Source organism: Neisseria subflava (assembly GCF_024205745.1).
Taxonomy (GTDB): Bacteria; Pseudomonadota; Gammaproteobacteria; order Burkholderiales; family Neisseriaceae; genus Neisseria; species Neisseria flavescens_B.
The window spans coordinates 376,114-396,641 of the sequence record NZ_CP073117.1 but is presented as its reverse complement, the minus strand read 5'-3'; the positions used below and the strand labels follow the sequence as shown (position 1 = coordinate 396,641).

The window sequence follows — 20,528 nt, the reverse complement described above, 5'->3', positions numbered from 1 at the left end:
ATAGACGAAATCCGTTATAATCCGTCAATCTTCGAATCACGCGGTTCGCAAACCTCCCGCGTTAACAAAACTAGGAATTTACTATGGAAAAACAGCAGGCACTCGTTATTTTTTCGGGCGGGCAGGATTCAACAACCTGCCTGATTCAGGCAATTCAAACATATGGCCGTGAAAATGTGCAGGCCATCACTTTTCAATATGGGCAACGCCATGCCATCGAATTGGAGCGCGCGCGTTGGATTGCCCAAGATTTGGGCGTAAAGCAGACCGTACTCGATTTGAGCCTGATGCAACAGATTACGCATAATGCCTTGATGGATGATACGGCATCTATTGAAACAGCTTCAGACGGCCTGCCCAATACATTTGTAGATGGACGCAATGCTTTGTTTTTGCTTTACGCCGCTATTTACGCCAAAGGGCAGGGAATACGCCATATCATTGTCGGCGTATGCGAAACCGATTTTTCCGGTTATCCCGACTGCCGCGATGTGTTCGTCAAGTCGATGAATGTTACGCTGAATCTGGCCATGGATTACGCTTTTCAAATCCATACGCCCTTGATGTATTTAACCAAAGCGCAAACTTGGGCATTGGCGGATGAAATGGGTGCGTTGGATTACATTCGCGAGCACACACATACTTGTTATAACGGCATAGTCGGTGGTTGCCATGAATGCCCGAGCTGTATTTTGCGCGAGCGCGGTTTGTCAGAATATTTGGAAAGTAAAAAGGCCGTCTGAATTAAGAGAGGCATCTATTTCCAATATCCAGTTATACGAAAAGGCCGTCTGAAAAATTCATTTCAGACGGCCTTTGGCTATGTATTTTGTTCTGCTTAGAACAGCAAATCTGCCGGTTCACTGCTTGCCGGAGCATCTTTCACAGGAGAAGAGGCTGGGGCAGTAGCCGGTTCGGAAGCGGCTTTAGGTGCAGAGGCAGGGGCAGTAGCCGGTTCGGAAGCGGCTTTAGGTGCAGAGGCAGGAGCATCGGCCGGAGTGGTTGCCGGTTTGGCAGCAGGTTTTGCCGGTTTCACCGGAGTCGGACGAACGCTTTGTTTTGGTTCGGATGCTGCCTTGTTTGTATCGTCGGTAGCATCGACTTCGATTTCAGTGCCTTGAGGCAATACCACATCTTTAGCAGGAGCCGGTTTCGGCATAACTTTAGGTTTGCTGTAAGCATCTGTGCCGCTGGTCCATGCCAAAGATTTCAAGGGCGATTTGAGTTTCACGCCTTTGGCACAGGTCAGACAGTTTGCTGCGCCGGTGCGTCCTTTCAGGATTGCATCCACACGAGCGGCAGGAATGGTTTTACCGTGCGCTTTTGCCCAGGCGGCAATGCTTTTTTTCAGGGCAGCCGTATCAAGGTTTTTCTTGTCGTATGGGTCACGATAGGCAGCCAGCCACAAGTTTTGGTTGGCATCTTCGTTCAGGCTTGCCATTTGGTAGATAACGGAAGCAGGGGAACCTGTTGCGATGGTTTTGGCGAATTCCAATGCATCAGGCGATTTCATGCGCACGCAACCATGGCTGCGGACACCGGGTACGCTGGCAGGGGCATTGGTGCCGTGAATGCCAAGGCTCAATTTCGGGTCGCCAAGACGGACAAATACGGGGCCCAGCGGGTTATTTGGACCGGCCGGTACGCTTTTTACGCCGTCATTGCGTTCTTTTTGGATGGATTTAGGGATGTGCCAAACCGGATTGTAGGCTTTTGCGCCGATTTTATGTTCGCCCAGATTGGTTTGGGTCATGGCTTTGCCGACGGCAACGGGATAAATTTTGCTCAATTTACCGTTGTCGTAGAGGAACAAACGTTGTTGCGTAATATTGATAACGACGTGTTGTCCGGAAGAGGCGGGGGAGACGTCTGGAATAAGTGTGTTTGCAGCAGAGGCTGAAGTTAAAAGAGCGGCGGTCAGGCCGAACAGTATTTTTTTCATGTCGTCTTTTTTTGTAGGGTTTGAAATGAAAGTTTTTGGCGCATGATACCTGAAACTCTGTGTTTTTGTGAGAAAATATGCGCTTTCGGTATTGGAAGACAGTCAAACGGTCGGGTGGCGGCTGCGTGGCGGAAACGGTATGGGTGTGAAAGAACAGTATCAAGAGACGGAAGTTTTTTCTTTGGATTATGAGGGCAGGGGTGTTGCCAGAGTCGATGGGAAGACTGTATTTATCGGCGGTGCGCTGCCTGGGGAGCGTGTAACGTTTGTCATACATAAAGAGAAAAAGCAGTTTGCCGAGGCTCAGGTTGAAAAGGTTTTGAAGGCTTCTTCCGAACGTGTCGAGCCCGCGTGTTGCTATTTTGATACATGTGGCGGCTGTTCGCTTCAACATGTTTCTTTCGGAGCGCAAGTTGCGTTAAAGCAACGGATTTTGGAAGAGCAGTTGGAACGGATAGGTAAGGTCAAGCCGGAGCTAATTTTACCCCCTTTATATGGTTACTCCTGGTATTATCGTGATAGAGCACGTTTAAGTGTTTCGGTCGATAAAAAAGGCCGTCTGAAACTCGGTTTTCAGGCCAAAAAAAGCCATGATGTCGTCAATATCCGCTATTGCCAGATTTTGCCTAAACATGTGTCCGATAGATTGCCTGATGTCCGCAATTTGCTGCAAAAGCTGCATGATGACGGTGTAAAAGTGAAATTTGTTGAGTTTTATTGCGGGAAAAATGTGACAGTGCTCAACATTCGTTTCGTAAATCAACCGTTTGGACAAATATTAAGCGAATTGCGTAAATGGTTTGATAAGATATTGTCGGGTGCTGAAAAGGCATGGCAAATATGGTTGCAGGATCGTGCCGAGTCCTTGCCGTTTTACCCTGAGAATGCGCCTGCCCTGAACTATACTTTTGCTCAATTTGATATGGAAATGCCTTACAAACCCGGTGATTTTACGCAGATTAATGCGCAGCTGAACGAAGTGATGGTGGCAAGGGCCGTCAGACTTTTAAACCCTCAAAAAGGGGAGCGGATTGCCGATCTGTTTTGCGGTTTGGGTAATTTTAGTTTGCTGCTGGCAAAAAGTGGCGCATCAGTTGTCGGTATCGAAGGCGCCGATTATTTGGTAGATAGGGCAAGGGAAAATGCACGCCTGAATCGTTGTGCCGAGAATATGACGTTTTCTGTTGCAGACTTATTTGATACTGATGAAAAGACTGTTGAGTCGTGGGGCAATTTGACAAGATGTTGCTCGATCCGCCGAGAAATGGGGCTTATGCTGTTGTCAAATCGCTACACAAGCCGTTTTTGCCTCAGAAGATAGTGTATGTTTCGTGTAATCCATCAACATTTGCACGAGATGCCGGTGTCTTGGTTGATAAGGGCTATAAGTTTAAGGCGGCAGGAATCATGAATATGTTTGCACAAACCTCGCATGTTGAATCCATTGGTGTGTTTGAGTTGTAAATTGGTATCAAGTCCTTTATGTAAGTAGGGTTTTTAATGTAAAAATGAGTGCATTCATGTTATCATCATTCGTTTGGGGAATGAATAACGTTGAAGTTGCGTGTAAAGCAACAGATGTTAATAAATGCAGTTTGCAGCACAAGACCGGGAGGTGTTCTTGAACTATCAATTTTTAACTATTTTTTTGCTGGTGCTTTTTTTGCTGGTGTTGGTTTTTGTTCGTCATAAACAAAGTAACAATTCAGACAAACAAAGCGCGCATGCATCAAAAAGCGGCCGTACATCTGCTGCTCATACAGCCTCCTCTGAGGATGGAAACGACTGGATTGAGAAAGTCAACCAGACAGTTTCCAATGCGGATAATCAAGACTGGGAATGGGGTGGAAGCGGCTCAAACGATGCAACAGCTTCTGTTTCCGCACAAGAAGTCGATCCGTTGACCGAATATCAGGTTTATAAACAGTTCGGCTATGAGAGCAAAGCAGCGGAGTCTTTGGCCGGTTATCTCAATACTTTGGAAGACGGTGCGCCGGAAAAACTGGTTCATGAATTAATCGGTTTGAATCTGCGAGTCGGTAATATCGACATGCTGGCGGATACGCTTGAGCGTCATAGTGCTTCCCTTTCTGAAGACAGCGTAGCCGAATACCTGAAAGCCGGTCTGGCTTTGGATTCTACTAACCTGCGCCTGCGTGTTTTTGCCGAGCATCATCTCGGTTGGAATATGCAGGAAGTAGATCGTCAAATTGGCGAACAAAGCGGTTTGGAAGTTGCTTCCGACGAGCATATTGCTTTTGAAAACGATTCGGTTGAACGCATTGTCGTTCCAGGTATGGGCAAACGTGCGCCTATCGTATTAGGTAAGAAAGATTTTGGCGAAATCAGCCCTGAAGAGATGGGGGCAGTTATTGGTTTTGCCAAACCGGAGCGTAGTGCAAAAATCCTGAAAGACAAGATCAGCTACGAGACTGCTTTGCATCAATACAATAAAGCAATCCAAACTTCTGCGAAGCCTGCTGGTCTCATTATCGATGCCTTGCGTCTGGATTATCAGAATGAAGAAGTAGGGCAGTTTGCCAAGCATCTGTGGAAGCTTTACCACTCTTTGGGTCAATATGGCCGTCAAGTAAAAGAACGTATGCTTGGTTGGGGTTATAGCCTTGGTTATCACGAAATTTTTGATGACTTGGAAAAAGGGCCGTCTGAACAGCAAATTAAAGAAATTGGCTTGAAACGTGGTTATATTCAGCCAAGTTCTTTGCAGATGAAAGCCAAATATCGTGAGTTGGTTCAAAAAGACTCTTCAGTTATCAGCGCCAGCTCTTCACCAGCTGATGAAGCTCTGAAAGAAGTGGAATCTTTGTTGGCCTACGGTCAGTTGGATTTGGCCATTGGTACTTTGGAACAGGCTGTTTTGCAGTATCCTCAAGAATCGCAGTTGTACATTATCTTGTTTGATTTGTACGAACGCGTTGAAGATTGGGGACGTTTGGAACAATTTCTGCGCTTGTTGCGTGAACGTGTTGTCAGCCTGCCTGAAGAGGTTGTCTTGGCAATGAGCCGTCTCTTGCAACGAATGAACCAATATTCAAAAAAATAAGATAATCGTAGAAAGTACGAGTGATGAATAATCATTTACCAAAAATTAAAACCATACGGGTTATGCTACAGGAGATGGGTGAGCAACAGCAGGCGGTATTCCGTATGGCATTTAAAATGCACAATACGACGAATTACGTCATCGTTTCCTCTGATTCTGATGAAAAACCGGACTTGATATTGGTTGATACCGATACTCCGGTAGGTGTAGAGGCTTGGAAAGAGTCGAAGAAAACTTATCCGGAAGTACCTGTGGCTATGTTTTCTTCCGAGTTGCCGACAGTAACAACTCCTTATTTGGCTAAGCCGGTCAAATTCGATACCTTGTTTCCTGTTTTGCGCAGCCTGGCTCAAGGCGGCAATGTTTTTGAGCCGTCTGAACAACAAGCGGCTGAAGAGAATAAAAGACAATCAAATTCCGATGGCACAAGAAAAGCAACTATTCGCCGATTTAATCCAAATAAAGGCTTGTTGGGTGCGCTGAAATTTGCCAGTCAAGGACACCAAGATATTGCTGTCTTGCATGAAGGTAAGCCGATATTAATCGTGTTTCCTAGCATCCAGCGAGTACTGTTGACAGTCAGTGCCAACGAGTTAGAGAAATTGTGTAAGAACGATAACTTGGCTGTCGTGTGTAAGGCTGTTCCTGATAATCCTCAATGGAAAGAAAAAGCCAAAGTCACCATTATGTCATGCTTGTGGCAAATGGCTATTTGGACTGCATCAGGCCGTCTGATTTATCCGATGACACCGCAAACTGTCTTTACACTCAAGCGTTGGCCAAACTTAACCCGTTTGGCACATGTTCCGGAATCTATGCGTTTGTCGGCATTTCTGACGAAAACATCTGTTAATCTGAACATCCTCTATAAAGTCATGCCTTTAGAAATGCCTGATATTTTGAACTATTTATCGGCAACATATATGACAGGCTTTTTGGCGACAGATACAGAGTTTGCAACTGATGCGAACAATACGCCTTCGTTGAACGAACAGATTGATGTGAATAGCAAAGACGTACCTGAAACAGCAATGAGCAAAGAGGCTCAAAAAATTGCCGGTCCGTCGAAAGAACAACCTCGCGGCCTGTTGCAACGCCTGATGCGTAAGTTGCTGGGTAAATCGTAAAGGACACGTCATGAAAGAAAATAAAATTATCTTTACCGGTCCTGTTGGCGTAGGTAAAACCACTGCAATTTCAGCTTTATCTGATGAACCACCGGTTCAAACCGATGCATCCGCATCCGATATGACACTTGTCCGCAAGGGGTACACAACTGTGGCAATGGACTACGGTGTCATTCATTTGGATGAAGAAACCAAGGTTCACCTGTATGGTACGCCTGGTCAGGAGCGTTTTAATTTCATGTGGGAAATTCTGAGCCAAGGCAGTATGGGCTTGGTGCTTCTTTTGGATAATACAAGAAGCAATCCATTGAAAGACTTGCAATTCTTCTTGGATGCATTCCGGGAGTTGCTGAAAAAAGCACCTCTGGTTGTAGGGGTAACGAAGATGGATATCCGATCCTTACCAAGCGTGGATGTTTATCAAAAATATTTAGCACAGAATAATTTTAATGTACCGGTTTTTGAGATTGATGCGCGTCGAGAAGACGATGTAAAACAATTGGTTACTGCCATGTTGTTCTCAATTGACCCCGGATTAGAGGTATAAGATGGAAGCGACACTCTCTTTACAAGCAAATTTATATCCTAAGATTACACCGGCGGGTGCGTATTATGCTGTTTCAAGTGATACGCCCAGTGCCAGCAGAACTTTATTGTATGGTCTGTTGCGTGCAGAGCCGTCTGAAACCATCAGCAGTGAAAAAATCTTGGCGTGGGCGGATACCAGTGACATCAATACCGCTTTGAACCTGCTATACCGCCTCCAACGCTTGGAATTTTTGTATGGTGATGAGGAAATCAGTACAGACGATATCCATTTGACTGACGAGCAATTGCCTACATTGTTGGAACAGTTGTCTAATTCTGGCAAAGCTTTATTGGCTGATGAAAACGGTTTGTATTTTGCCAATGCCAATTTCCATCACGAGGCTGCGGAAGAGTTGGGTCTTTTGGCGAGCGAAGTGGCCAAAATGGAAGACAATCACCGTCTTTTGATTCGCAATAACCTGCATATCAATAATAGTGCATGGGGTATTTGTGATCCTTCAGGCCAAAGTGAATTGACCTTTTTCCCTCTGTATATTGGCATGACCAAGCTGATTTTGGTAATTGGCGGAATGCCTGACTTAAATAAAGAGGCTTTTGTTACTTTGGTTAAAGTGCTGTACCACCGATACGGCAGCCGTTGATTTTTGCCTGACCGATATTTATTTTAGAATGGAGCGACTATGCAACAACTATTAATCTCTGTATTAAGCGATTTGAACAATACCTCTGCTGATATCACTGCTTCTGCAGTTATTTCTACAGACGGCCTGCCGATCGCAACCATGCTGCCTTCCCACCTGAATGCAGACCGTGTAGGTGCGATGTCGGCAACGCTTTTGGCATTGGGCAATCGTTCTGTACATGAGTTGGCTTGCGGTGAGTTGGATCAGGTAATGGTTAAAGGTAAAAATGGCTATATTCTGTTGAGTCAAGCAGGTGAAAATGCAGTGTTGGCATTGATGGCAAAAGAAAGCGGTAAATTGGGCTTGATTTTGTTGGATGCGAAACGTGCGGCCAAACAAATTGCTGAAATCTTATAAAAGTTTTATAAATTAAAAAGATATAAAAATATTTTTGTTTTTATATAGATTGTTGCTTGACAGGTTTCTGATATTTTCTATATAATCCTATCCTTAATTCCCCGATAGCTCAGTCGGTAGAGCGACGGACTGTTAATCCGCAGGTCCCTGGTTCGAGCCCAGGTCGGGGAGCCAAATTTTAAAACCACCATGTTACATGGTGGTTTTTATTTTATCTATTGGTTAATATTTTAAGATATTTTGATGATGATTGATTAAATGATTATACTTAATTTATCAGCCTTTATAGGAACAAATTATTAAAGTGCCATCACAACCATCCATGTGAAAAGTGGAAAAGAGTTTTGGAAAGCTATAAATCGTAGCAATCCAAAAGATAAAACAATTTATGAAGTAAAATAATTTATGAAAGGTTAAAAATGATTTACTCAGCAAAGCTAAAAAAAATGGATGAAACAATTGAGGAATTTGCATATTTTTCTATAGAAAATAACGATCTATATTGTTTCCTTAATTGTTGTCCAATGGCTATTGAAGTGAATAAAGTTTACAATGTGGAACTTGACTATTTCATTATTGATGAGTTTATATTGGAAGAGGTTAATACAGATGAATCTGTTATTATTCCTTTTGAAAGAATAGGTGATAGTACACAATATAAGATAACAGGTAGGCTAGATGGCAATACATTTACAGCTGGAAATATTTGCTTTGAAGATGATGCTCTTCAATTAGAATATTCTTATTTAGATGGCAGATTAATTACTTTAACTGTATGGAGATTAAGTATATCCGTAATTTCTGAAAGAATATAATCGTTATATTTTCTAAGAAAATTATTGCCTATATAAATCGTGCCGTCTGAAAAGAATCCCAATTTTCAGACGGCTTGAGACCTTGGCAAAATCCCCTAAATTTCTACCTATTTAGGAGGAGCATTTGGGTATCCGGGGAAAAGGGAGACTTTTGGGGAAAAAGAAATTTAGATATGGAATAGTTGAAATCTTGTGTCCGGGTTGCGGCGATTGGCTACAGGGGGTTTGCAAAGGTTTCAACATTTAACTAACGCTCGATGGACATTAGAGTTCCACAAGGTACCATCATCTTTTAAGGGTGGTGTATTGGAGCTTAAATTTCAATAATTTATAAAGGATATTCCCGTGGATAAGAAACAAAAATTTGAGATTCTTGATTTTAATTTGAAGTTGTCTGCGATCTTTAATTCATATAAAGAATACATGCATATTGATCTTCAAGATCCGAACTTAAAAGATAAATTCTGTTCTTTTCTTGAAGAGCTTATAGATGATGGTTCAATTCGTTTGTATGATTATACTAATGGTATTGGAACTCCTCTGACTGGAACTTCAAAAGAACAGGTGCAGAAATTAAAAGACATATGGCCGACTTTGGAATATGCCCAAGAAGTCTTTCCTGAAGACCCTTGGTATTACTTGGAATGGCTTTGGTGGGATATTTTGAGCACCATAGGTTTGGACGGCATACCGAATATTGATATTTATGAGACGGTATAATGTGTAAGATTTGAGGTATTGGCAAAATCCTCTAAATTTCTACCCAGGCATTTAGGGGATTTCTTATGAGAATCTTCTTTCAGCAAACCGAACAAGCTGAGACCTTTGCAAAAATAGTCTGTTAACGAAATTTGACGCATAAAAATGCGCCAAAAAATTTTCAATTGACTAAAACCCTCCTAATATTGAGCAAAAAGTAGGAAAATCAGAAAGGTTTTGCATTTTGAAAATGAGATTGAGCATAAAATTTTAGTAACCTATGTTATTGCAAAGGTCTCAAGCTATGATCACCATATACATCGACCGACTCCTTTTGTTAAAGCTGGAGAAAGTGATTGATTGACAGCTGTAGGCTGTTTTTAAAAGAAAATATGCTGTCAGACTTTGCCTTTCTTTCGCCAAACTGATAAACTGTTTGCCATCATTTTTGACCGAGGCATAAATTTTTCATGAAAGACGCAGAGCAGAGTAGTTGTTATACCGCTTCTTTCCCTTTATTTATGTCCGAACTTTGGCAGTCTGTCCGTTTTAAGCGGAACGGCTGCCTTTTTGTATTTTAAAGGAACACAATCATTATGGATTTCAGTTGGTTGGCAGAGCCGCATACTTGGATAGGCTTTGCCACGCTTCTGGTTTTAGAAGTTGTTTTAGGTATTGATAACCTTGTTTTCGTAGCGATTTTGGCAAACAAGGTTAAACCGTCGCAACGTGATAGGGCGCGGATAACGGGCTTGGGTTTGGCCGTTGTTATTCGGATTTTCATGCTGGGCTTTATGGCGCACATCATGACGCTGACGCGTCCTTTGTTTGAGCTGGGCGGCTTGGATATTTCCGGTAAAGATATGATTATGTTTGCCGGCGGTATTTTCCTGCTTTATAAAGCGACTACCGAGCTGCACGAACGCCTTGAAGGCCACAATCAATTTGCTGTTGCTGAAGGGCAGAAGAAGCATTCCGCTTTTTGGGGCGTTGTGGCGCAAATCTTGATTTTGGATGCGGTTTTCTCTATCGATTCTGTCATTACGGCAGTGGCGATGGTGGATCATATTGTGGTGGCAATGGGTGCGGTTGTTGTGGCGATGACGGTGATGATTTCTGCCAGCAAACTGTTGACTGCCTTTGTGGACAAACATCCGACCGTTGTGATGTTGTGTCTGGGTTTCTTGTTGATGATTGGTTTCAGTCTGATTGCGGAAGCCTTCCATTTTCATATTCCGAAAGGCTATTTGTATGCGGCGATCGGCTTCTCGATTTTGATCGAACTGTTTAATCAGGTTTCGCAAAAGAATGCCCGCAAAAATGACTACATCAGCACTTCTTGGCGTAAGCGCACTGCTGAAAATGTGTTGGGTATGATGGGTATCCGCGAAAGCATTTTGGCAAAAGCAGGCGATAATGGCGGCGATGACGAGCATTTTGAAGAAAACGAAAAATCTATGATTCGCAGTGTACTGACTTTGGCGGAGCGTCCGATTATGGGCGTGATGATTCCGCGTCGGGAAATCGAAAAATTGGATATTTCCCAAAGCCGGGAAGAACAAAATGTGCAGCTGAAAAATACGCCGTATAGCCGTTTGTTGGTTGTCGGTAAAGCAGGTGTAGATGAGCCTTTGGGCTATATCAGTAAAAAAGATTTGCTGAACCAGCTGCTTGAATCGGGAGAAATCAATATTCAGACGGCCTTGCGCCAGCCATTGATTTTGCCGGACAGTACGACGGCGTTGAATGCGATTGAATTGTTCCGTCAAAGCAGCGCGGATTATGCGTTGGTGGTGGATGAGTTCGGTGCGGTGTTAGGCATGGTAACCATGAAAGATTTGTTGGAAACCATTGCCGGTGAATTCCCCGAAGAGTTTGAGCGTGAGGAAGAAGAAGCTGCTCCAGCCAGTCAGGATGAAACACTGTCTGTGGATGGTGCATTGGAGTATGTGGAATTGGCTTCTCAGTTAAATCTGCCTGCTCAAGAGGAAGATGCGGATTTTCATACCGTTGCCGGCTTGATTATGGAAGAGTTGCAAAGTATTCCTGATGTAGGAGATTTCATCGATTATCACGGCTGGCGTTTTGAAGTGGTTGAAAAAGACGGACAACGGATTGCCCGTGTGAAAATCAACCGTTTGCCAGAAGAGGAATAAGTAAAGGCTAATATAGTAAAGGCCGTCTGAAAATGTTCAGACGGCCTTTTTATTGATTCAACTTTAGTTGCCGTAATGTCCCGAGCCTAAGATTCGGTGTGAATGTGCGCCGGTTGCATGGTGGGGATTGCTCGGAACTTGATTGCACCAACAGGCTGCAAGCCAGGCGAAAGCGGCGGCTTCGACCCATTGTGGGTCAAGATGGAGCTTGGCTGTGCTGTGCAATTTGGTGTCAGTAGAAAACAGGGTTTCCAAGTCTTGCATCAAAACCGGATTGCGGATACCGCCGCCGCAGATATAAAGATTATGAATCGCCGGAGCAGCTTGCTTGGTTGCATCAAAAATGGTTTGTGCGGTATAAAAGACCAATGTGCGTATCACATCTTCCGGCTTTTCATCACCTTTCAGACGGCCTTGAAGCCAGCTTAGGGAAAATAACTCTCGGCCTGTACTTTTCGGATAAGGGCGGCTGAAGTAAGGATGGTCGAGCAGGGAAGCGAGCAGGTCTGGGAGGACTTTGCCTTGTGCGGCTTTTTCCCCGTTTTTGTCGTAAGGCTGTCGCCAAATATGTTGCATCCATGCATCCATCAGCATATTGCCGGGGCCGGTATCGAAGCCGAAAGAAGGGCTGTCGGGCGGAAGAATGCTGATATTGGAAATGCCGCCAATGTTGAGTACGGCACGAGTTTCATTCGCATCTTGAAACAGCGCTTCGTGAAAAGCGGGGACGAGGGGCGCACCTTGACCGTTGCAGGCAAGGTCGCGACTGCGGAAGTCGCCGACCGTGAAAATGCCGGTCAGTTCGGCTAAAAGCGAGAGGTTGACCAGTTGAATGCTGTAACCGTGTTCTGGCGCATGGCGGATGGTTTGTCCGTGGCAGCCGATCGCGACAATGTCTTTGGCTGATAGGTTTTGTTCTGTCAATAGTTGTTGGACGGTTTGGGCGTATAGGCGGCTGAGTGTTTGCGCCAGGATATTGCTTCTGTGCAATTCATTTTCGCCTATGTCTTGCAGTGCCAATAATTCTTGACGCAGGCCGTCTGAATAGGGTAGAAAGCTATGAGCAACGGCGCGTTGCCATTGCTTGCCCTGCATTTGAATCAGTACGGCATCGGCACCGTCCATGCTGGTTCCGGACATGATGCCGATATAGTATTGGGGTTGCATTTCGGTTACAGAAAGAGAAGGTAAAATGACATTTTAACGCCTTTTGACGTTTTTACGGGAATTTCGGCATTTAATGTAAATAGTTGGTGCAAGAAAGATTACAAAGAGGTTAAAATAACGCGACTCAACATGTTTTCCAAAAGGAAACTTTCCATGGCTCAAACTCAGTCGAGTGCGAACTTGAAGCTGATTAATACAGTTTTTGCCGCTATGCTTGTGAGCATGGTCGGCTATTTTATTTATTGGGGACTGGGTTATACCCACTACAACCACTCAGTCCTGTTTATTCTTGCTACCTTTTTCGGCGTCTTCATGGCGTTTAATGTGGGTGGTAACGATATTGCCAACTCTTTCGGTACAAGTGTCGGCTCCGGCACATTGACCATTCCTCAAGCTTTGTTGATTGCGGCAGTATTTGAAGTCAGCGGTGCAGTGATTGCCGGTGGTGAGGTAACAGATACCATCCGTAAGGGTATTGTCGATTTGAATGGCATGCATCTGGATCCGATGCAGTTTGTCTTTATTATGATGTCTGCGCTTTTGGCTGCGGCATTGTGGTTGCTTTTTGCATCGCGCAAAGGCCTGCCGGTTTCCACGACACATGCCATTATCGGCGGTATCGTCGGTAGCGCCTTGTGTATGGCGGCATTGAACGGTGTGGATTCCGTTGCGCTGATTCAATGGGACAAGTTGGGCGAAATTGCCTTGTCTTGGATATTGTCTCCGGTTTTGGGCGGCATCGTTTCCTATCTGTTGTTTTCACGAATCAAGAAAAACGTTTTGGACTACAACTCTTGGGCCGATAATACGCTCAAAGGCATCAAGCTGGAGAAGAAAGCTTATAAAGAAGAGCATCGCCTGTTTTTTGAAGCCTTAAGTGAATCTGAAAAAGTCGAATACGCCACCAAAATGGCGCACGATGCCCAAATTTATGATGAGCCAGACTTTGATCCTGCAGAATTGCAGTCTGAGTATTATCGCGGTCTGCACCGCTTTGACAGCCGTAAGGGTGAAGTAGATTCTTACAGAGCCCTGCATTCTTGGGTGCCGTTTATTGCTTCTGTCGGCGGTATGATGATTGCGGCCATGTTGATTTTCAAAGGTCTGAAAAATCTGCATTTGGGCATGAGCAATGTGAACAGCTTTCTGACCATTTTCATGATCGGCGCGGCTATTTGGATGGGTACGTTTGTATTTGCCAAAAGTTTGAAACGCAAAGATTTGGATAAATCGACTTTCCAAATGTTCTCATGGATGCAGGTATTTACCGCTTGCGGTTTCGCATTCAGCCATGGCGCGAACGATATTGCCAATGCGATTGGTCCATTTGCTGCGATTATGGATGTGTTGCGTACCAACAGCATTACCGCTCAAAACGCCGTGCCACCGATTGCCATGTTGACTTTCGGTATCGCTTTGATCGTCGGCTTGTGGTTTGTCGGTAAAGAAGTGATTAAAACCGTAGGCACCAGCTTGGCAGAAATGCACCCTGCCTCCGGCTTCTCAGCAGAGCTTTCGGCCGCCGCCGTCGTGATGGCCGCATCATTTATGGGCTTGCCTGTTTCCAGTACCCATATCTTGGTGGGTGCTGTTTTGGGTATCGGCTTGGTTAACCGCAATGCCAACTGGAAATTGATGAAACCGATCGGCCTTGCTTGGGTTATTACCTTGCCTGCCGCTGCCGTTTTGTCTGTTGTCAGCTATTTGGTTTTACAAGCAGTGTTTTAATTGATTATTTGATTTAAAAAGGCCGTCTGAAAGATATTTCAGACGGCCTTTTATGTTCATAAGAGGAGATTTTAGTTTGCTTTAATGTCGAACAAATAATGTTGTTCAATGTTTGAACTGATACAAGAATAATCAAGGTAATACAGAAATACCTTATTGGGAATATCTTGGAAAAGATTTTGGTTTCAAAACTTAGAGTAGTAAGGCAAACAAAGCTATTTTTAATCAGTTTACTATAATGTTAGGGCAATAAAAAAGCCCCAATTCATCGACGTTTAAGTGCCGTATTGAATTGGGGTTTTTCTATTTAGTATGAGCCTTATCAGGCCGTCTGAACATTATTCAGCAGCTTCGTTGGTCTCAGCTTGAGCAGGAGCCGCTTCTGCTTCGGCGGTAGCCTTAGCGGCTTGACGTTCGGCTTGTGCAGCCAATGCTTGTTGAACGGCTGGGTGTTGTTGGGCGATGGTTTGTTCTTCTGTGCTGACTTCGCCTTTGAAGCGGTTGTTCAAGTCAAAACGTTTGCCGCCGCGAGCCAGGGCTTTCAGATAGCGCGGACGGCGGCAGTGGTTGGCCAGTACGCGTGCAATCAGTGCAGGGTCGTATTGGGGCAGGGCGGCAACCAAGTCTTGGTCGATACCAACGGCCAACGGTTTGAATCGTTTGAATACATCATATTTGCCGTAAATGTGGTCGGCAATCATGTCTGTCTGTTTTTTCTTGCTCATGGTTTGGACGGCAGATTTCAGCGCAGCGCCCAAAGCGGTTTCTTGTGCCATTGCGGTTGTATTCCTCTAATATAAATCCGTATTTTCGTCATACGGCAATAAGGTGCTATTGTAGTATAAAGACTGTGATTTGGCTAAATTTTTCTGAGAATATTCGATTCTAAATGTTTAGTTTCAGACGACCTCAAGTGGGCAGATGTCGCGCTTCGTATTTTTCAGCCTCCGAAGAGGATTTGAAGTACCCATTCAATCTTTACTGAGCTTCTTTTTGCAATAACAGACCGATTTTGCTGTTTTGGGTCTGTTCAATATTTGGCAGAATGTCGTCAGCAGTAAACGCTTCACCATCATTGCCCACGCTGCGCAAGTAATAATGAGTGTCACCGCTGCGTTCGTAATAAAACAGTCGGAGCGGTTCGGAACTCAAAGGCGTAGTACTCGTATCGTACATAAATATCGGCTTGTTCGGCTGAGATTCTTGGAGCTGCTCTAATGATTCAGGATAGACACCGTGTTGCAGACGGTAGAATTCGACTTCGGAAACCAAACTAGACAAAGTATTTACCGTCAGTTGCTGCCTCAGTTCGTCGTACACACCTCCTCGCTGAACAAAGCCGAAATAAAACAATGTGCCGTAAAGTGCAACGGTGCATAACATTCCTAAGGAGGCAATCAAGGCAACAATTTTTGCACCACGTTTGCGCCATCCCAATATACTTAAAACCAAAGCCGCTATGCCGAAGATCAAACCGATAAGCGGAATAAAGGAAACGCCTGCAAGGACATAGGCGGCTGTGTGGATTTTGGCAGGTGGTGCGACGGATGTGTGGTTTTCAGTATTTTCCATTGTAAGGTCCTGATATATAGTTTAAGGCCGTCTGAAAAGTGCATATTATAATATCATATAAATAGGCGTTTTCAGACGGCCTTTTTAGATATTACCCACGAGTCTTGGCAATATCTGGCGTATCAACCACTACGTCGGCATTTTGCGCACGATGGCGTAAGGCGTGGTCAATCAATACCAAGGCCAGCATGGCTTCTGCAATCGGAGCGGCGCGTAGGCCGACGCAGGGGTCGTGTCGGCCGTGTGTGGCAAGCTCGACAGGGTTGCCCTCTATATCAATGCTGCGACGCGGTGTAGCGATGGAACTGGTCGGTTTGATGGCAATATTCACATGAATGTCTTGTCCGGTGCTGATGCCGCCCAAGATGCCGCCTGAGTGGTTGGATAGAAAACCTTGAGGCGTGAGCTCGTCGCCATGCTCGCTGCCGCGTTGCGTTACGCTATCAAAACCTGCACCGATTTCAACGCCTTTGACGGCATTAATGCCCATCATGGCATAGGCAATTTCTGCATCGAGGCGGTCAAAAACCGGTTCGCCCAAGCCGATAGGGACGTTGGCTGCTTCGATATGAAGTTTTGCGCCGACAGAATCCAATGATTTGCGCACGCTGTCCATATAGTTTTCCAAGTCCTCAATTTGGCTTTGGTTTGCTGCAAAAAAAGGATTTTGGGAAATATATTCGTAACCTTCAAACTGGATTTCTTTTTCACCGACTTGGGTCACGTAGGCGGTAATTTCCGTGCCGAATTTTTCTTTCAGCCATTTTTTAGCGACTGCTCCGGCGGCAACACGTGCGGCGGTTTCGCGGGCGGAACTTCTACCTCCGCCGCGGTAGTCGCGTGTGCCGTATTTGTGCCAGTAGGTGTAATCGGCATGGCCGGGGCGGAAACTGGTGGCGATATTGCCATAGTCTTTGCTGCGTTGGTCGGTATTGCGGATCAGGAGGGCGATGGGTGTGCCGGTGGTTTTGCCTTCGAATACGCCGGAGAGGATTTCGACTTGGTCGGCTTCGCGGCGTTGGGTAACGTGGCGGCTGGTGCCGGGTTTACGGCGGTCAAGGTCAAATTGGATATCCGCTTCGCTCAATTCTAATCCGGGCGGGCAGCCGTCAATGATACAGCCCAAGCCTGCGCCGTGGCTTTCGCCGAAAGTGGTAACGGTAAAGATTTGTCCGAAAGTATTGCCTGCCATAGGGATACTCTTTTGAAATTGGGTGTGGAAATTTTTTGCTTGTTTGGATAATTCTCAGGCCGTCTGAACAGTGAAACGAGAATCTTTGACTTCATTGTTACATCTGTTCAGACGGCCTTTTGAGATGACTGCTTAGTTCAATTTACCGTGGCACTGTTTGTATTTCAGGCCGCTGCCGCAAGGGCAAGGATCGTTGCGGTGAACAATCAGGCCATTTTGTGCAAGCGCTTCAGGGCTGAAGTCTGTGCCGTCAGGATCAAACGCTTCGGTAACCAAATCGGTTTGCGATTGACCGAGCAATTCTTCCATATCAGGCGCATCGGAGTGGACGGTTTGAACATCGCTGACGCTTTGTGCGGCAGTGTGGTCGTATTCGCTGTTGCGCTCGATTTGAACGGCGGTCAGCAAAGCGGCAATGTTTTGTTTGATGCCGCGCCACAGGTTTTCAAACATGGCGAAAGCTTCGCGTTTGTATTCCTGTTTCGGATTTTTCTGAGCATAGCTGCGCAGATGGATACCTTGGCGCAAGTAGTCCATAGCGGCGAGGTGTTCGCGCCATTGGTTGTCGATAACTTGCAGCATAACATTGCGTTCAAAATCTGACATAGCCTGTTTGCCGACCAATTCGACTTTTTCGGCATACTCGTCTTCGATGCGCTTGATGAGGCGTTCTTTAATGTCTTGGTTGTCCAAAGTGCTGTCTTCTTTCAGCCAACCTTTAATATCGACATGCAGGCGGAAATCGGCGGCAAGTTGGTGCTCCAATGCCGGAATGTCCCATTGCTCTTCCATGCTGTCAGGCGGGATGTGGTAATCAACCAAGTCGCTGATAACGTCGGCGCGGATTTCGCGGGTCAAATCGCTGACGTCTTTGCTGGTCAGGATTTCGTTGCGTTGATGGTAAATCACTTTACGTTGGTCGTTGGCAACGTCATCGTATTCCAAAACTTGTTTGCGCATATCGAAGTTGCGGCCTTCGACTTTACGTTGTGCGCCTTCGATTTGACGGGTCAGCAGACCGTGTTCGATGGCGACGCCGCGCTCAGGTGCCAGACGGTTGAGGATGGCGGCAGCACGGTCGAGTGCAAACAGGCGCAGCAATGGGTCTTCAAACGACAGATAGAAACGGCTGGAGCCAGGGTCACCTTGACGACCGGCACGACCCCGTAATTGGTTGTCGATACGGCGGCTTTCGTGGCGTTCGGTACCGATAATGTGCAAACCGCCTGCAGCCACAACTTGGTCGTGTTCGGCTTGCCAACCGCTTTCAAGGGCGGAAATTTGCGCTTGTTTTTGCTGTTCGCTCAAGGTTTCATCTGCACGGATGGCTTCGATTTGATGTTTGAGGTTGCCGCCCAAGACAATATCGGTACCGCGGCCGGCCATGTTGGTGGCAACGGTAATTGCGCCCACTTTACCGGCTTGAGCCACAATCAATGCCTCGCGCTCGTGTTCTTTGGCGTTCAGAACGTTATGTGGTAGACCTGCTTTGCGTAACAAGTCAGAAACCAGTTCGGAGTTTTCGATGCTGGTTGTACCGACCAAAACCGGCTGGCCGTTTTTGTGGCATTCGGCGATGTCTTTGACAACGGCTTCAAATTTTTCTTCGGCTGAGCGGAAGATTTGGTCGTTGAAGTCTTTACGTTGTACAGGACGGTTGGTCGGGATGATGACGGTTTCGAGGTTGTAAATGCTTTGGAACTCGAATGCTTCGGTGTCGGCCGTACCGGTCATGCCGGACAGTTTGTTGTACAGACGGAAGTAGTTTTGGAAGGTAATAGATGCAAGCGTTTGGTTTTCGCGTTTGATTTCTACACCTTCTTTGGCTTCAACGGCTTGGTGCAAGCCTTCGGACCAACGGCGGCCGGCCATCAGACGGCCTGTGAATTCGTCCACAATCACGATTTCGCCGTCTTGAATGACGTAGTGTTGGTCCTTGTGGAACAGGGTGTGCGCGCGCAATGCAGCCATGAGGTGGTGCATCAGGGAAATATTGGCGGCAGAGTAGAGCGAATCGTTTTCCTGCAATAAGCCCATTTGAGTCAGGATTTGCTCGGCGTGTTCGTGACCGGCTTCGCTTAGGATAACTTGGTGTGCTTTTTCATCTACCCAGTAATCACCTTCGCCTTCTTCGGTTTCTTGGCGGATAAGGTGGGCAGGAACGGCATTCATCACGCGGTAGAGCTGGATGTTGTCATCCGCCTGGCCGGAAATAATCAGTGGCGTACGCGCTTCGTCAATCAGAATGGAGTCCACTTCGTCGACTACGGCAAAGTTCAATTCGCGTTGAACTTTGTCGTATTGGTCGGTCACCATATTGTCGCGCAGGTAGTCGAAACCGAATTCGTTGTTTGTACCGTAAGTAATGTCGGCACCGTAAGCAGTCTGGCGTTCGAAAGGTTGCAAATCGGCGACGATCACGCCGACGCTCAAGCCTAAGAAATTGTATAACGGCTCCATAATGCTCGCGTCACGGGAGGCGAGGTAGTCGTTGACGGTAACGACGTGTACGCCTTTTCCTGACAATGCATTCAGGTAAACGGCAAGGGTGGCCACCAGAGTTTTACCTTCACCGGTACGCATTTCGGCGATTTTGCCGTTGTGCAGGACCATACCGCCGATCAGCTGTACATCGAAGTGGCGCATGCCCAATACACGGCTCGATGCTTCGCGGCAGACGGCAAAGGCTTCGACCAAAATGTCGTCCAAGCTTTGTCCGTCGGCGAGACGTTGTTTGAATTCGGCTGTTTTAGCTTGCAGTTCTGCATCGCTCAAGGCCTGCATTTGTTTCTCAAGCGCGTTGATTTTGGCAACGGATTTACGATATTGTTTCAGCAGGCGGTCGTTGCGGCTGCCGAAGATTTTCTTAGCAATGTTTGTCAGCATGAATAATTCCTGCGCCTTGATATAATAGTGGGCGAAACTGAGATTTTAACACAAGCGCTTGTATAACGCGGTAATGCTGTTTGAAATAAAGGCGGTTTTGCTGTATTTCAATTGTAATTGTTTGGTTAATTCACTGAGAGGCCGTCTGAAACTATGGATTTAGCACAATTAGGCAAGCGCGATCATTTATTGGAGGGCTTGTTGCAACAATCGCAACAATGGCGGAAATTGGATGCAAAAATCAAAACGGTTTTGCCGGCCAACCTGCATCCGCATTTTCAGACGGCCTGCGTAGAAGACGGAAGATTGGTCTTTCTTGCCGCCAATAATATGGCTGCTTCGCGTTTGAAAATGATCCTGCCTGCCATGTTGCCCAAGTTGCAAACATTGCATGCAGGGGTAAGGGAGGTGGTGGTCAGGGTAGTCCCCAGTCCTCCAGCTCAACCGAAAACCAATAGTTTGCGATTGAGCGAGGCAGCTTTAGACAGTTTTGATGAGGCGGCAGCCAAATTGGAAGGCAAACATCCCGAATTGGCGGCGGCATTGGCAGAATTGGTACGCAAGCACAGCCGTTAAAATCATGCCAGATGA

The 20,528-nt window shown here is 45.9% G+C and carries 17 protein-coding genes, 1 tRNA gene, 1 pseudogene and 1 riboswitch; of the genes and pseudogenes, 13 read left to right on the top strand and 6 right to left on the bottom strand.

Features of this window, described 5'->3' with window-relative positions:
* The first annotated feature begins 34 nt into the window (after positions 1-34).
* Positions 35-80, top strand: a riboswitch (PreQ1 riboswitch).
* A gap of 3 nt (positions 81-83) precedes the next feature.
* Positions 84-743, top strand: a complete 660-nt coding sequence (queC, locus tag KCG55_RS01905) for a 7-cyano-7-deazaguanine synthase QueC (protein WP_254323230.1) — start codon at positions 84-86, stop codon at positions 741-743.
* A gap of 95 nt (positions 744-838) precedes the next feature.
* Here queC and KCG55_RS01900 read toward each other — a convergent pair whose 3' ends face one another.
* A complete protein-coding gene (locus tag KCG55_RS01900) occupies positions 839-1,942 on the bottom strand; it encodes a L,D-transpeptidase (protein WP_254323229.1) in 1,104 nt (367 codons plus the stop codon).
* A gap of 139 nt (positions 1,943-2,081) precedes the next feature.
* On the opposite strand from KCG55_RS01900, the pseudogene rlmD reads away from it, so the two are divergent.
* The 10 genes and pseudogenes from rlmD to KCG55_RS01850 all read left to right on the top strand — a co-directional run bounded on the left by rlmD (position 2,082) and on the right by KCG55_RS01850 (position 11,392).
* A pseudogene (rlmD, locus tag KCG55_RS01895) lies at positions 2,082-3,406 on the top strand (23S rRNA (uracil(1939)-C(5))-methyltransferase RlmD).
* Positions 3,407-3,530: 124 nt separating this feature from the next.
* Positions 3,531-5,006 carry a 23S rRNA methyltransferase gene (locus KCG55_RS01890; RefSeq protein WP_254323228.1) on the top strand — a complete coding sequence of 492 codons (1,476 nt, stop codon included), beginning with the start codon at positions 3,531-3,533 and terminating at the stop codon, positions 5,004-5,006.
* 23 nt (positions 5,007-5,029) lie between these two features.
* Positions 5,030-6,133 carry a response regulator gene (locus KCG55_RS01885; RefSeq protein ID WP_254323227.1) on the top strand — a complete coding sequence of 368 codons (1,104 nt, stop codon included), beginning with the start codon at positions 5,030-5,032 and terminating at the stop codon, positions 6,131-6,133.
* 10 nt (positions 6,134-6,143) lie between these two features.
* Complete coding sequence (locus tag KCG55_RS01880) at positions 6,144-6,680, top strand: GTP-binding protein (protein ID WP_003748733.1); 537 nt, start codon at positions 6,144-6,146, stop codon at positions 6,678-6,680.
* A 1-nt stretch (position 6,681) separates the two neighbouring features.
* Positions 6,682-7,323, top strand: coding sequence for a hypothetical protein (locus KCG55_RS01875; protein WP_003679679.1), 642 nt, complete (start codon positions 6,682-6,684; stop codon positions 7,321-7,323).
* Between the two features lie 39 nt (positions 7,324-7,362).
* Positions 7,363-7,722 carry a roadblock/LC7 domain-containing protein gene (locus tag KCG55_RS01870; RefSeq protein WP_003679682.1) on the top strand — a complete coding sequence of 120 codons (360 nt, stop codon included), beginning with the start codon at positions 7,363-7,365 and terminating at the stop codon, positions 7,720-7,722.
* Positions 7,723-7,820: 98 nt separating this feature from the next.
* Positions 7,821-7,896: transfer RNA gene (locus KCG55_RS01865), tRNA-Asn, on the top strand.
* 245 nt (positions 7,897-8,141) lie between these two features.
* The gene (locus tag KCG55_RS01860) at positions 8,142-8,537 is read left to right on the top strand and encodes a hypothetical protein (RefSeq protein ID WP_063069136.1); all 396 of its coding nucleotides are present in this window, start codon (positions 8,142-8,144) and stop codon (positions 8,535-8,537) included.
* A gap of 345 nt (positions 8,538-8,882) precedes the next feature.
* The gene (locus KCG55_RS01855; RefSeq protein ID WP_254323226.1) at positions 8,883-9,257 is read left to right on the top strand and encodes a DUF596 domain-containing protein; all 375 of its coding nucleotides are present in this window, start codon (positions 8,883-8,885) and stop codon (positions 9,255-9,257) included.
* Positions 9,258-9,832: 575 nt separating this feature from the next.
* Complete coding sequence (locus KCG55_RS01850; RefSeq protein ID WP_254323225.1) at positions 9,833-11,392, top strand: TerC family protein; 1,560 nt, start codon at positions 9,833-9,835, stop codon at positions 11,390-11,392.
* 63 nt (positions 11,393-11,455) lie between these two features.
* Here KCG55_RS01850 and KCG55_RS01845 read toward each other — a convergent pair whose 3' ends face one another.
* A complete protein-coding gene (locus KCG55_RS01845; RefSeq protein ID WP_254323224.1) occupies positions 11,456-12,559 on the bottom strand; it encodes an anhydro-N-acetylmuramic acid kinase in 1,104 nt (367 codons plus the stop codon).
* A gap of 153 nt (positions 12,560-12,712) precedes the next feature.
* On the opposite strand from KCG55_RS01845, the gene KCG55_RS01840 reads away from it, so the two are divergent.
* Positions 12,713-14,287 carry an inorganic phosphate transporter gene (locus KCG55_RS01840; protein ID WP_254323223.1) on the top strand — a complete coding sequence of 525 codons (1,575 nt, stop codon included), beginning with the start codon at positions 12,713-12,715 and terminating at the stop codon, positions 14,285-14,287.
* 338 nt (positions 14,288-14,625) lie between these two features.
* Here KCG55_RS01840 and KCG55_RS01835 read toward each other — a convergent pair whose 3' ends face one another.
* The 4 genes from KCG55_RS01835 to secA form a co-directional block, all read right to left on the bottom strand.
* Positions 14,626-15,063 (bottom strand): ProQ/FINO family protein, encoded by a 438-nt coding sequence (locus tag KCG55_RS01835; RefSeq protein WP_254323222.1) that lies wholly within the window; start codon positions 15,061-15,063, stop codon positions 14,626-14,628.
* 202 nt (positions 15,064-15,265) lie between these two features.
* Positions 15,266-15,859 carry a type II secretion system protein GspG gene (locus KCG55_RS01830; RefSeq protein ID WP_254323221.1) on the bottom strand — a complete coding sequence of 198 codons (594 nt, stop codon included), beginning with the start codon at positions 15,857-15,859 and terminating at the stop codon, positions 15,266-15,268.
* 91 nt (positions 15,860-15,950) lie between these two features.
* Positions 15,951-17,051: a chorismate synthase gene (aroC, locus tag KCG55_RS01825; protein WP_254323220.1), complete on the bottom strand. Its 1,101-nt coding sequence runs from the start codon at positions 17,049-17,051 to the stop codon at positions 15,951-15,953.
* A 132-nt stretch (positions 17,052-17,183) separates the two neighbouring features.
* Positions 17,184-19,937, bottom strand: a complete 2,754-nt coding sequence (secA, locus tag KCG55_RS01820; RefSeq protein WP_254323219.1) for a preprotein translocase subunit SecA — start codon at positions 19,935-19,937, stop codon at positions 17,184-17,186.
* A gap of 153 nt (positions 19,938-20,090) precedes the next feature.
* Here secA and KCG55_RS01815 point away from each other — a divergent pair, with 153 nt between their 5' ends.
* Positions 20,091-20,513 (top strand): DciA family protein, encoded by a 423-nt coding sequence (locus KCG55_RS01815; protein WP_254323218.1) that lies wholly within the window; start codon positions 20,091-20,093, stop codon positions 20,511-20,513.
* Positions 20,514-20,528 lie beyond the last annotated feature (15 nt).